The sequence below is a fragment of the Allorhizobium sp. GW101-3B10 genome (genome assembly GCF_059424725.1).
In genome coordinates this window covers 1,559,547-1,572,615 of sequence record NZ_JBWKZR010000001.1, presented here as the reverse complement: position 1 = coordinate 1,572,615, position 13,069 = coordinate 1,559,547, and the positions used below count along the sequence as shown (strand labels likewise).

At 63.1% G+C, this 13,069-nt stretch carries 12 protein-coding genes; 8 read left to right on the top strand and 4 right to left on the bottom strand.

Annotation, left to right across the window (positions count from 1 at the left end):
- Window positions 1-117 precede the first annotated feature (117 nt).
- Window positions 118-747: a MarC family protein gene (locus AC07Y0_RS07470; protein ID WP_498675976.1), complete on the top strand. Its 630-nt coding sequence runs from the start codon at window positions 118-120 to the stop codon at window positions 745-747.
- A 41-nt stretch (window positions 748-788) separates the two neighbouring features.
- Here AC07Y0_RS07470 and AC07Y0_RS07465 read toward each other — a convergent pair whose 3' ends face one another.
- Window positions 789-1,043, bottom strand: a complete 255-nt coding sequence (locus AC07Y0_RS07465; protein ID WP_498675974.1) for a hypothetical protein — start codon at window positions 1,041-1,043, stop codon at window positions 789-791.
- A gap of 98 nt (window positions 1,044-1,141) precedes the next feature.
- A complete protein-coding gene (locus AC07Y0_RS07460) occupies window positions 1,142-1,669 on the bottom strand; it encodes a single-stranded DNA-binding protein (protein WP_498675973.1) in 528 nt (175 codons plus the stop codon).
- A gap of 279 nt (window positions 1,670-1,948) precedes the next feature.
- On the opposite strand from AC07Y0_RS07460, the gene uvrA reads away from it, so the two are divergent.
- From uvrA to AC07Y0_RS07435, 5 genes are all read left to right on the top strand, one after another.
- Window positions 1,949-4,873, top strand: a complete 2,925-nt coding sequence (gene uvrA, locus AC07Y0_RS07455) for an excinuclease ABC subunit UvrA (RefSeq protein WP_498675971.1) — start codon at window positions 1,949-1,951, stop codon at window positions 4,871-4,873.
- Window positions 4,874-4,885: 12 nt separating this feature from the next.
- Window positions 4,886-5,473: a hypothetical protein gene (locus tag AC07Y0_RS07450; protein ID WP_498675969.1), complete on the top strand. Its 588-nt coding sequence runs from the start codon at window positions 4,886-4,888 to the stop codon at window positions 5,471-5,473.
- A gap of 65 nt (window positions 5,474-5,538) precedes the next feature.
- Window positions 5,539-5,802: a hypothetical protein gene (locus AC07Y0_RS07445; protein ID WP_498675967.1), complete on the top strand. Its 264-nt coding sequence runs from the start codon at window positions 5,539-5,541 to the stop codon at window positions 5,800-5,802.
- 23 nt (window positions 5,803-5,825) lie between these two features.
- Window positions 5,826-6,629 (top strand): DUF72 domain-containing protein, encoded by an 804-nt coding sequence (locus tag AC07Y0_RS07440; protein ID WP_498675966.1) that lies wholly within the window; start codon window positions 5,826-5,828, stop codon window positions 6,627-6,629.
- A 173-nt stretch (window positions 6,630-6,802) separates the two neighbouring features.
- Window positions 6,803-8,449, top strand: a complete 1,647-nt coding sequence (locus AC07Y0_RS07435; RefSeq protein ID WP_498675965.1) for a Na/Pi cotransporter family protein — start codon at window positions 6,803-6,805, stop codon at window positions 8,447-8,449.
- A 9-nt stretch (window positions 8,450-8,458) separates the two neighbouring features.
- On the opposite strand, the gene AC07Y0_RS07430 is transcribed toward AC07Y0_RS07435, so the two are convergent.
- Window positions 8,459-9,340, bottom strand: coding sequence for an EamA family transporter (locus AC07Y0_RS07430; protein WP_498675963.1), 882 nt, complete (start codon window positions 9,338-9,340; stop codon window positions 8,459-8,461).
- A gap of 71 nt (window positions 9,341-9,411) precedes the next feature.
- Window positions 9,412-10,881, bottom strand: coding sequence for an NAD(P)H-hydrate dehydratase (locus AC07Y0_RS07425; RefSeq protein WP_498675961.1), 1,470 nt, complete (start codon window positions 10,879-10,881; stop codon window positions 9,412-9,414).
- A 344-nt stretch (window positions 10,882-11,225) separates the two neighbouring features.
- On the opposite strand from AC07Y0_RS07425, the gene AC07Y0_RS07420 reads away from it, so the two are divergent.
- Window positions 11,226-11,564, top strand: a complete 339-nt coding sequence (locus tag AC07Y0_RS07420; protein WP_015916113.1) for a P-II family nitrogen regulator — start codon at window positions 11,226-11,228, stop codon at window positions 11,562-11,564.
- Window positions 11,565-11,627: 63 nt separating this feature from the next.
- On the top strand, window positions 11,628-13,037 hold the full coding sequence (gene glnA, locus AC07Y0_RS07415) for a type I glutamate--ammonia ligase (protein WP_028735222.1): 1,410 nt from the start codon (window positions 11,628-11,630) through the stop codon (window positions 13,035-13,037).
- Window positions 13,038-13,069: the final 32 nt, after the last annotated feature.

Below are 13,069 nucleotides of genomic sequence, written 5' to 3'. Positions count from 1 at the left end.
GGCCGCACGGGGTGGTTATAAACAGTCTTTTGGCGCGTGGGAAAGCCAAGCCGATCAAGAACTTGCCAAGACTGCTCGGCTGGCATTTAAATGCTCCGGCAAAGCGGGGGAATATCCATGGTCGGTACGGATTCGATGATCAACGCCTTCACGACGTTGCTGGTCACGGTCGACCCGCCGGGGCTGGCACCGCTGTTCCTCGGGCTGACGGTGGGCATGAATCCCGGCGAGCGCCGCCAGGTCGCGGTGCGCGGCTCGCTGATCGCCTTTGCCGTGCTGGCCGTCTTCGCCCTGTTCGGCGCCAGCATCCTCGGCGCGCTCGGCATCTCCATGGGCGCCTTCCGCATCGCCGGCGGGCTGCTGCTGTTCGCCATTTCCTTCGAGATGATTTTCGAGAAGCGCAACGAGCGCAAGGAAAAGACGTCGGATGCGGCGATCACCAAGGATCACATCCACAATCTCGCAGTCTTCCCGCTCGCCATCCCGCTGATCGCCGGGCCCGGCGCGATTTCCGCCACCGTGCTGATCGCCGGCACGATGGACGGCGTCACCGGCAAGATCCAGCTGATCGCCGTCATCGCCGTCTGCCTGGCGCTGGTCTTTGCCGCGCTGATCCTCGCCGAACGGTTGAACCGCTTCCTCGGCGTCACCGGCCGGGCGTTGCTCACCCGCCTGCTCGGCGTGCTTCTGTCGGCTCTCTCGGTGCAGTTCGTCGTCGACGGCGTGAAATCGGCCTTCCCGGGCTGATGCGCCGGCCGGACGAAGCCGGCCTGCCGCCTGCGGCGAACTCAGCGCTGCGCCTTCAGGATGCGCTTCCAGATCGTGCCGCCGAGAAAGCGGTTGAAGACGATGAAGTAGGCGATGACCAGGGCAAACAGGATCAGCGCCGGCAACCCGTTCAACTGGAACCCCTCCTCCGTTCGTCCGCCCGCCACCGATGCGACGGCAAAGCCGAACACGAAGAAGGCGGTGAAGAAATCGAGCAGAAAGGCCAGGATGATGCGCCATGAGGCCGGCCCGGCTTGCGGTTTCATTTCTTCCATAGTGGTCCCCCCTAGTATCGGTCATCAATCATGCAAAGCGGCCCCGTTTCCCGCCGGAGACCCCCAACGAAAAAGCGGCGCCGAAGCGCCGCCATGAATCAGAACGGGATGTCGTCGTCGAGATCGCGGGAGAAGCCGCCCGACGGGGGAGCGCTGGCGCCGCCCCGCTGCTGGCCGCCGCCGCGCTGGGGTGCCGGCGCGCCGTAATCGTCGCCGCCGCCGCTATAGCCGCCACCGAAGTCGCTGCCGCCGCGCGCGGCGCCGGCGCCGTCGCCACGACCGCCGAGCATGGTCAGGTTGCCGTTGAAGCCCTGCAGCACAACTTCCGTCGAGTAGCGGTCCTGGCCGCTCTGGTCCTGCCATTTGCGGGTCTGCAACTGGCCTTCGACATAGACCGTCGAGCCCTTCTTCAGATACTGCTCGGCAACCTTGCAGAGACCTTCGTTGAAGATCACCACGGTGTGCCACTCGGTCTTCTCCTTGCGCTCGCCGGTGTTCTTGTCGCGCCAGCTTTCCGACGTCGCAATGCGCAGATTGGCGATCGGACGGCCGTCCTGGGTCCGGCGGATTTCCGGGTCCGCGCCAAGATTGCCGATCAAAATTACCTTGTTGACGCTGCCAGCCATATTACTCACCTTGCTGCCGCCATCATGCGGCTCCGAAACAGAGAAATCCGCCCACCTTAAACCAAACCGTCTTGCGGTTGGGCGGCGATCGGGGTTAATCCACAACGAAAATGTTCTTTATTTGTTCTAGTAATGCACTAGGATGCTGTCAATAGAATCATTTTACCGCCCTTTAATCCACTCCCGCCGCTCGACAGGGGCGCGGGCGTCACTAAATAAGGAGAGCTCTCCTCCCGAGTGCCCTCCCTGCAGAGCTTTGTCCAGTCGAGACCAGTCCACATGAGCGATTTGAAACATATCTCCATCCGCGGCGCGCGCGAGCATAATCTCAAGGGCATCGATCTCGATCTGCCGCGCAATTCGCTGATCGTCATGACCGGCCTGTCCGGCTCGGGCAAGTCCTCGCTCGCCTTCGACACCATCTATGCGGAGGGCCAGCGCCGCTATGTCGAGAGCCTGTCGGCCTATGCCCGGCAGTTCCTCGAAATGATGCAGAAGCCGGATGTCGACCAGATCGACGGTCTGTCGCCGGCGATCTCGATCGAGCAGAAGACCACCTCGCGCAATCCGCGCTCTACGGTCGGCACGGTCACCGAGATCTACGACTACATGCGCCTGCTGTTTGCCCGCGTCGGCGTGCCCTATTCGCCCGCCACCGGCCTGCCGATCGAGAGTCAGACGGTCTCCCAGATGGTCGACCGCATCCTCGCCTTCGAGGAAGGCACCCGCCTCTACATCCTGGCGCCGATCGCGCGCGGCCGGAAGGGCGAGTACAAGAAGGAGCTGGCGGACCTGATGAAGAAGGGTTTTCAGCGCGTCAAGATCGACGGCCAGTTCTACGAGATCGCCGAGGCGCCGGTGCTGGACAAGAAGTTCAAGCACGACATCGACGTGGTCGTCGACCGCATCGTGGTCAGGCCCGACATCGCAAGCCGGCTGGCCGACAGTCTCGAGACCTGCCTGCACGTTCTGTCCGACGGCCTGGCGATTGCCGAATTTGCCGACAAGCCGCTCCCTCCGGAAGAGACGGCGGCCGGCGGCAGTGCCAACAAGTCGCTCAACGACACGCACGAGCACGTGCTGTTTTCGGAAAAGTTCGCCTGCCCGGTTTCCGGCTTCACCATTCCGGAGATCGAGCCGCGGCTGTTCTCCTTCAACAATCCCTTCGGCGCCTGCCCGACCTGCGACGGCCTCGGCTTCCAGCAGAAGATCGACACCGCCCTGATTGTGCCGGAAAGCCAGCGCCGGCTGAACGACGGCGCGATCGCCCCCTGGGCGAAATCCTCCTCGCCCTATTACGACCAGACGCTCGAAGCGCTCGGCAAAGCCTTCGGCTTCAAGCTCTCGAGCAAATGGTCGGATCTGAAGGAGGCGGCGCAAAACGCGATCCTCTACGGCACCGAGGAAAAGATCGACTTCCACTATGCCGACGGCGCGCGCTCCTACACCACCACCAAGACCTTCGAGGGCATCGTGCCGAATCTCGAACGGCGCTGGAAGGAGACTGACAGCGCCTGGGCCCGCGAGGAGATCGAGCGCTACATGTCGGCGGCCCCCTGCCCGTCCTGCAACGGCTTCCGCCTGAAGCCCGAGGCGCTCGCGGTCAAGGTCAACGGCCTGCATATCGGCCAGGTGACCGAGATGTCGATCCGGGTCGCGCGCAACTGGTTCGTCGACCTGCCGGAAAAGCTGACGACCAAGCAGAACGAAATCGCCGTACGCATCCTCAAGGAGATCCGTGAGCGTCTCGCCTTCCTGAACGATGTCGGCCTCGACTATCTGAGCCTGTCGCGCAATTCCGGCACGCTGTCGGGCGGCGAGAGCCAGCGCATCCGGCTTGCCTCGCAAATCGGTTCGGGACTGACCGGCGTGCTCTACGTTCTCGACGAACCGTCGATCGGCCTGCACCAGCGCGACAATGCCCGCCTGCTCGATACGCTCAAGCACCTGCGCGACATCGGCAATACGGTGATCGTCGTCGAGCATGACGAGGATGCGATCCTGTCGGCCGACTATGTCGTCGACATCGGCCCGGCAGCCGGCATCCATGGCGGCGAGGTGATCGCCCAGGGCTCGCCGCAGGACATCATGGCCCATCCGAAATCGTTGACCGGCAAATATCTGACCGGCGAGCTCGGCGTCGCGGTGCCGTCCGAGCGCCGCAAGCCGAAGAAGGGCCAGCAGGTCAAGGTCGTCGGCGCACGCGGCAACAACCTGAAGAACGTCACCGCCGCCATCCCGCTCGGCGTGTTCACCGCCGTCACCGGCGTTTCGGGCGGCGGCAAATCGACCTTCCTGATCGAGACGCTCTACAAGGCCGCCGCACGCCGCGTCATGGGCGCGCGCGAAAACCCGGCCGAGCACGACCGCATCGACGGCTTCGAATTCATCGACAAGGTGATCGACATCGACCAGTCGCCGATTGGCCGCACGCCGCGTTCCAACCCGGCGACCTATACCGGCGCGTTTACCCCGATCCGCGACTGGTTCGCCGGCCTGCCGGAAGCCAAGGCCCGCGGCTACCAGCCCGGCCGCTTCTCGTTCAACGTCAAGGGCGGCCGCTGCGAGGCCTGCCAGGGCGACGGCGTGATCAAGATCGAGATGCACTTCCTGCCCGACGTCTACGTCACCTGCGACGTTTGCCACGGCAAGCGCTACAACCGCGAGACGCTCGACGTCACCTTCAAGGGCAAGTCGATCGCCGACGTGCTGGACATGACGGTCGAGGAAGGCGTCGACTTCTTCTCCGCCGTGCCGGCGGTGCGCGACAAGCTGCAGGCGCTGTTCGACGTGGGGCTCGGCTATATCAAGGTCGGCCAGCAGGCCAACACGCTGTCGGGCGGCGAGGCGCAGCGCGTCAAACTCGCCAAGGAACTGTCGAAGAAGTCGACCGGCCGCACGCTCTATATCCTCGACGAGCCGACCACCGGCCTGCATTTCCACGACGTCGCCAAGCTTCTCGAAATGTTGCAGGAACTGGTCAACCAGGGCAATTCCGTGGTGGTCATCGAGCACAATCTCGAAGTCATCAAGACCGCCGACTGGATCCTCGACTTCGGCCCCGAAGGCGGCGACGGCGGCGGCATGATCGTCGCCGAAGGCACGCCGGAGGACATCGTCAAGGTCGAGAAGTCCTATACCGGCCAGTTCCTCAAGGAACTGCTGGAACGGCGACCGCTGAAGAAGCGCCAGGCGGCGGAGTGAGGACGAACGGCGTTGAATCCGACTGATGCGTATTTTCAACTCATGCTAAGGATTCGCAGTCGGTTCGTCGTTTGTGATGATCGCAATCTGGGACTAGGTGATAACCTTGTGCGGGCTGAACTTATAGCTCTGAACGTGCGGAAGATTATCGAAGGAGTGGTATTTGCTTCCTTGAGTGCCGCAGAGATAAGAAATCAAAGGTTGCTCGCCCAGCAGCGAACCAAGGACCCCGACAAGCTTTTGAAATGGCTTCGCGATAAAGGGCTGTTGCATCTTCCCAGCGCTCAACGCATGGGCACGCTTGAACCTGGTTTTGCTGCGGTTCTTGAGGGTGGGAAAGGCGCAGCAGCAGGACTAGATGTGGCACCGAGCGAGCTATTGTCCATGTACTCACGTGCGAGTGCTCTTGTGCATGAGCGGCATCCAGAATCGATAGTATCGGAGAGATTGTCAAAAGAGCTTGCTGCGATCGAAGCCGATTTGTGCAGGCTAAAGAACTGGCTATGGCTACACATAATGTTTTTGTCAGGCACAGGATACTTAGTTCAGATGGGTAAGTACGAAACCTCATCCTTCATGGTGAATATTACAATGGAGTGAGGTCAGGATCGAGGACATTACGATCCGCAGCGTTGGGACGCGAGTTTCACACGGAGGCGTCAGCGATGACTCACAAATCAGTGCAGCTCATTCGCGAGGGAGAACACCTCGCAGAGGTCCCCGTCGAACTGGAGGACGTCGGCGAATGGGGAGCGTCGATGGGGCACGCCGGGATTGCCAAGCTCGATCGGGTGCGCCGCGCGCTACGAGCGGGCAATATCCGCGGCGCGCTACAGGAGGCGAGAGTTTTCCGGCTGGTACCCGAAAGTGGTGACGAAGACCCTGCCCTTGGTTTCGGCGAAAATCCGCAGGAACCGATTGAGCGTTAGAACCGAAAGACGAGGATAGCTTCATGACCCAATCCGGCACAATCCGCACCGGCATCGGCGGCTGGACCTTCGACCCCTGGGAAGGCACTTTCTATCCCGAGACGTTGACCAAGAAGCGGCAGCTCGAATTCGCCAGCCGCGAGTTGACGGCGATCGAGGTCAACGGCACCTATTATTCGAGCCAGAAGCCGGCGACCTTCGCCAAGTGGGCGGCGGACGTGCCGGAAAATTTCGTCTTCTCGCTGAAGGCCAGCCGCTTCTGCACCAATCGCAAGGTGCTGGCCGAGGCCGGGCCGTCGGTCGAAAAGTTCCTGACCCAGGGCATTACCGAGCTTGGAGCCCATCTCGGTCCGATCCTCTGGCAGTTCATGGGCACGAAGAAGTTCGAGCCGGACGATTTCGAGGCCTTCCTCGCGCTTTTGCCGAAGAGCCAGGACGGGATCGCCCTTCGCCATGTGGTCGAGCCGCGCCATGAGTCCTTCCAGGTGCCGGAATTCGTGAGCCTTCTGGCGAAATACGGCGTGGCGGCGGTCTGTGCCGATCATCACGACTATCCGATGTTCGCCGATGCGACGGCCGATTTCGTCTATGCCCGGCTGCAGAAGGGCGAGGACGACATTCCGAGCTGCTATCCGCCGAAGGACATCGACGCCTGGGCCGACAGGCTGAAAGCCTATGCTGGCGGCGGGGTGCCGGACGACCTGCCGGCCATCGCCCCGGATCGGACTGTCGAAAAGGCACCGCGCGACGTCTTCGCCTTCTTCATTTCGGGCGGCAAGGTCAATGCGCCGAACGGCGCGCGCGCCCTGCAGAAGGCGGTCGCCTAGAGGCGTTCGCTCCCCTCGATACCTGCATGCGCATCAAGTTGTGACAATGGCGATTATGGACTAGCGTCTGTCGCTTGGCCGGGCGCGTTCGACGCGGTTTAGGCCAACGCTCACCAGCTTTGCCGGGGCATGCCGTCGCATGCGATTCGGCCTATTTGCTCCGGGAATGCCGCATGTCAGGGATAGTCGTCTTCATCAATCTGGCCGGGGCCGTCGCTCTGCTGCTCTGGGCCACCCGCATGGTTCGCACCGGCATCGAGCGCGCCTATGGCAATCTGCTCAAGGAGCGGCTCAGGCTCGCGATCAGCAATCGCTTCTCGGCCGCGCTCGGCGGCTTCTTCTTCGCCATCGTGCTGCAGAGCGCCACCGCGGTCGCCCTGATCGTCTCGTCCTTCGTCGCCGGAGGTTATGTCTCCTCCGGCATCGGCGTCGCCACCCTGCTCGGCGCCGATGTCGGCTCGGCCTTCGTCGTGCGTATCCTGCGCTATGACCTGTCGCTGCTGATCCCGGTCCTGCTGCTGATGGGCACCATCGCCTTCCGCGCCTCGGAGCAACGCAACTGGCGTCAGGCCGGCCGCATCCTCTTCGGCCTCGGCCTGCTGCTGCTGTCGCTGCGGCTGATCGGCGAGGCGTCCGATCCGCTGCGCTCGAGCGAGATCCTGCCTTTGGTGTTCAACTACCTGTCGCGCGACTGGATCACTGCCTTTCTGCTGTCCGCCCTGCTCGCCTGGGCCTTCCATTCGAGCGTCGCGACCATCCTTCTGTTCGCCTCGCTTGCCGACCGTCACCTCCTGCCGCCGGCGCTGATCATTCCGCTCGTGCTCGGTGCCAATTTCGGCGCGGCCGTGATCGGCGCGATCCTCACCAAGAATGCCGAGGCCGGCGCCCGCATCGTGCCGCTCGGCAATGTCGTCATCCGCGGTCTGGGCACGGTGGCGGCCCTCGCCCTGCAGTTCGCCCTCGGCCTCGATCCCCTGTTCTTTGCCGCCCAGCCGGGCGATGCCGTGGTGGTGATCCACCTGGCGATCAATTGCGCGGTGCTGATCTTCGGCCTGCCGTTCAGCGGCATCGTGGCGCGGGCGCTGGAATCCTTCCTTTCCCGGCCTTCGCCGGACACGGCAGCGCCGGTTCGCCTGTCCGTGCTCAATCCGGCCGACCTTTCCAATCCACGCCAGGCGATCAGCAATGCGACGCGCGAGGTCCTGACGGTCTGCGAGAAGACCGAGGTCATGCTCAACTGGATCTTCGAGCTCTACGAGACCTGGGATGCAAAGAAGATGCAGCGGATCGAGGCGCTCGACGACGAGATCGACGCGATCCACCGCGACATCAAGTTCTATCTGGCCCGCATATCGGAAAGCGCGCTCGACGAGGCATCGGCGGCGCAGTGCCAGGCGCTGCTCGGCACGACCATCAAGATCGAGCAGGCCGCAGACATCATCTCGCAGAACATGCTGAACCGGGCCCGCAAGAAGCATGACCGCAACGCCGCCTTCTCGCCCGAGGGCTGGGCGGAACTCACGGCCATGCACAACGAGGTGGTGAAGAATGCGCGCCTCGCCTTCAACCTGCTGGTCAATCGCGACGTCGAGCATGCCCGCCAGCTCGTGGCGCGCAAGGAGGCGGTGCGCAATCTGGTGCGCGCCAGCGAGGAACAGCATATGCAGCGCCTGCGCAACGGCAATGCCGCGAGCTTCGAGTCGAGCTCGCTGCATATCGACACGATGCGCGACCTGAAGGAGATCAACTCGCTCTTCGCCTCGATCGGCTACCCGTTGCTCGAGGACGAGGGCATGCTGCGTCGCAGCCGGCTGCTCTAGGCCCGATCGTCAGGCGGTCGCCGGTTTGCGGCCGAGCCATTGCGGGTTGAACACGTTCATCACCAGGCCGACGACGATCAGCACGGCGGCGACGATTCTCAACGGGCCGAAGGCCTCGCCGAGCAAGAGGGCCGCGGACGACATGCCGAACACCGGCACGAGCAGCGAGAACGGCGCGACCGTCGAGACCCCGTAGCGGCTGATCATCGCGCCCCAGACGGCGAAGCCGAAAATGGTCGCGACATAGGCGACGAACAGCACCGCGCCGGCGCCCGCCAGATTGATGTTGGCGATGGCGGCGAGATCGCGGTCCCAGCCTTCGAACAGCGCCGAGATGATGATGAGCGGGATCGGCGGAACCAGGCTGACCCAGACCATCAGGTTGAGCATCGGCACATTGCCCGCCTTCTTCATCAGCATGTTCGAGCAGGCCCAGGCGACCGCCGCGGCAATGGCGAGCGAAAGGCCGGTGACGGTGAAATCGCCGTCGATGGAGGAGGCGATGAGCGCGATGCCGGTAAAGGCGACCGCCATGCCGGCCATCTGCAGCGGCCTCGGCTTCGCGCCGAAGACCAGGAAGGCGAGAAGCACGGTGAAGAAGGCCTGTGACTGCAGGAGCAGCGAGGCAAGGCCCGGCGGCACGCCGACATCCATGCCGATGAACAGGAAGGAAAACTTCACCACGCCCAGCATGATGCCGATGCCGATGATGATCCGCCACGACACGTCGGGCTTGGGAATGAAGAAGACGAGCGGCACCGCGGCGAAGAAGAAGCGCAGGGCCGAGAACAGCAAGGGCGGGAAATTGTCCAGCCCGAGCTTGATGACGACGAAGTTGAAGCCCCAGAGTGCCGCGACCAGCACCAGTAGCAGAACATGAACGGGTTTCACGCGATTCTCCCTGAGGTTTGCCGCAGCGATACTATGCCGGGCGCTGCCGTAGGAAGCGAATAGTCGTTATCTCACAGTTCAATATGATTGATGAGTTCTTCGGCGGTGAGGCCCCTGCCCGCTCTGTTGCCGGCCTCCCCATGGTACCAGACGCCGGCTGCCGCCGCCTCGAAGGCCGGCATGCCCTGGGCCAGCAGTCCGCCGATGATGCCGGCGAGCACGTCGCCCGAGCCGGCGGTGGCGAGCGACGGCGGCGCATTGGTGTTGACCAGCGCCCGCCCGTCCGGCGCGGCGATCACGGTGTCGGCCCCCTTGTAGACGACGACCGCATGGGATCGCGCGGCGGCGCCAAGCGCCATGTCGATCTTGCTGAGGGCTTCGTCGCCGGAGATATCCGGGAAAAGCCGGGCGAACTCACCCTCGTGCGGCGTCAGCACCAGCCGCGTCTCCCCCGTCGAGAAAGCCTCGAACAAGACAGGCGGATCGTCGCGAAACGACGTGATGCCGTCCGCGTCGAGCACGAGCCGGCGATCCTTGAGCGCCAGGACGAAATCACGCGCCTTCCGGCCGACGCCGAAGCCGGGCCCCAGCACGAAGCCATTGTGGCGCGGATCGTCGAGATAGGCGGAAAGGGCAGCGAGATCCTCGACCGCTCTCAGCATCACAGCGGTCAATTGCGCGGCATTGGCCCCCAGCGCATCTGTGGGCGATGCGATGGTGACGAGGCCTGCCCCAGCTCTCAGGCCCGCCGCGGCGCAGAGCCGGGCGGCCCCGGTCGCCGTCGCGGGGCCTGAAAAGACCGTCAGATGACCGCGGCGAAACTTGTGGGCCTCTGGTTCGGCCTTCGGTAGAAGTTCGGCCCAGGCGGCAGGCGTGTTGAGCCTGGCCGGCCCGGCCTCGGCCGCGACGATACGCTGCGGAATTCCGATGTCATAGACTTCGACGGGGCCGCAGAGGCGGCGGCCCGGCATCAGGACGTGACCGGGTTTGCGCGCCATGAAGGTGACGGTGTGGCAGGCCTCGAAGGCCGCCCCGAGCACCCTGCCCGTGCGCCCTTCCAGACCCGACGGCAGGTCGACGGCGATCACCGGCAGGCCTCGCGCGCCGACCTTGTCGATGACTGCCGCAACGGCCTCCGGAACCGGGCGATCGAGGCCGGCGCCGAAGATCGCGTCGATGATCGCGTCGCCCGGCCGCGGTTCATAGCAGTCGAGCGCGTCGGTGGCGATTGGGCAGCCTGCAAAGGCCGTGGCCGCATCGCCTCTCAGCCGCGCCGGATCGCCGAGGCGGAACACTGCAACCTCGGCGCCGGCATCGGCCAATGCCCGTGCCGCGACATAGCCGTCACCGCCATTGTTGCCGGGTCCGCAGAGCACGACGAAACGCAGTGCCCCGGGCAGGAGCCTGAGCGCCGCGGCCGCCACCGCCTGCCCCGCCTTCTCCATCAGGCCGAAGGAATCGATGCCGGACCGGGCCGCGGCCTGGTCGGCGCGCCCCATCGCGGCAGGTGTCAGAAGCAGGGTTTCATGATTGCTTTTCATGCAGGCATCAAAGCAGATTCCGGAGCCCCGGGGAACGGAAAGCATGCGCCAACGGAAAATGACGAAGAAATGTGCATTTGCATAAATAGTAGCCTTTTAATTGTGCTGAATTGCGCGCCAGCCGAAAAATCGGCGAATTGTCTGCGACGAAAGAACCGCACGAAATTTTAGTTTTTTGGCAAAACACGCTGGTGTTTTGCCCAGTCTTGCGCGAGATTTGCCTCGGGAACGTGAATTTTTCCCGTTTTCGATCGCAGTTTGTGCCATAACTGGCACGTTACATGCATCGAGTTGGCCGAGCGGGACTTTCCGCCATGTTGAGGGAAGCGGAGATATATTTTCTCATGAAAAAGATCGAAGCGATCATTAAGCCTTTCAAGCTGGACGAAGTGAAGGAAGCCCTTCAGGAAGTCGGCCTGCAGGGTATTACGGTCACGGAAGCCAAGGGCTTCGGCCGGCAGAAGGGCCACACGGAATTGTACCGCGGTGCGGAATATGTGGTGGACTTCCTGCCAAAGGTGAAGGTCGAGGTCGTCCTCGCCGACGAAAACGTCGAAGCTGTCATCGACGCGATCCGCAATGCCGCCCAGACGGGCCGGATCGGCGACGGCAAGATTTTCGTTTCGAACGTCGAGGAAGTCGTTCGCATCCGTACCGGTGAAACGGGCGTCGATGCCATCTAGTCGGTCTGTCCCGCCCTGCGGGACCGGACTCATCATCGTCATCACACTCAAGGAATTCAAAAAATGACGACCGCACAAGATATTCTGAAGCAGATCAAGGACAACGACGTCAAGTTCGTCGACCTGCGCTTTACCGACCCGAAGGGTAAGCTGCAGCACGTCACGATGGACGTCGTCTGCGTCGACGAAGACATGTTCGCCGACGGCGTCATGTTCGACGGTTCCTCGATCGGCGGCTGGAAGGCGATCAACGAGTCCGACATGGTTCTGATGCCCGACCTGGACACGGTCCACATGGACCCGTTCTTCGCCCAGTCGACGATGGTCATCATCTGCGACATCCTCGATCCGGTTTCGGGCGAAGCCTATAACCGCGACCCGCGCGGCACCGCCAAGAAGGCCGAAGCCTACCTCAAGGCGTCCGGCATCGGCGACACCGCCTTCGTCGGTCCGGAAGCCGAATTCTTCGTCTTCGATGACGTGAAGTACAAGGCCGATCCGTACAATACCGGCTTCAAGCTTGACTCGACCGAACTGCCGTCGAACGATGACACCGACTATGAAACCGGCAACCTCGGCCACCGTCCGCGCGTCAAGGGCGGCTATTTCCCGGTTCCGCCGATCGACAGCCTGCAGGACATGCGCTCCGAAATGCTGACCGTGCTGGCAGAAATGGGCGTCGTGGTCGAAAAGCACCACCACGAAGTGGCCGCTGCCCAGCACGAACTCGGCATCAAGTTCGACGCGCTGGTGCGCAACGCCGACAAGATGCAGATCTACAAGTATGTCGTGCACCAGGTCGCGAATGCCTATGGCAAGACCGCGACCTTCATGCCGAAGCCGATCTTCGGCGACAACGGCTCGGGCATGCACGTCCACCTGTCGATCTGGAAGGACGGCAAGCCGACCTTCGCCGGCGACGAATATGCCGGCCTGTCGGAATCCTGCCTCTACTTCATCGGCGGCATCATCAAGCATGCCAAGGCGCTGAACGCCTTCACCAACCCGTCGACCAACTCCTACAAGCGTCTGGTCCCGGGCTATGAAGCGCCGGTCCTGCTGGCCTACTCGGCCCGCAACCGTTCGGCCTCGTGCCGCATTCCGTTCGGCTCGAACCCGAAGGCCAAGCGCGTCGAAGTCCGCTTCCCGGACCCGACTGCCAACCCCTATCTCGCCTTTGCCGCCATGCTGATGGCCGGCCTCGACGGCATCAAGAACAAGATCCACCCCGGCAAGGCCATGGACAAGGATCTCTACGACCTGCCGCCGAAGGAGTTGAAGAAGATCCCGACCGTTTGCGGTTCGCTGCGCGAAGCGCTCGAAAGCGTCGACAAGGATCGCAAGTTCCTGACCGCCGGCGGCGTCTTCGACGACGACCAGATCGACTCGTTCATCGAGCTGAAGATGGCCGAAGTCATGCGCTTCGAAATGACCCCGCATCCGGTCGAATTCGACATGTACTACTCGGCCTAACGGCCCCGGCCGGCTTGCCTCCGGGCGGGCCG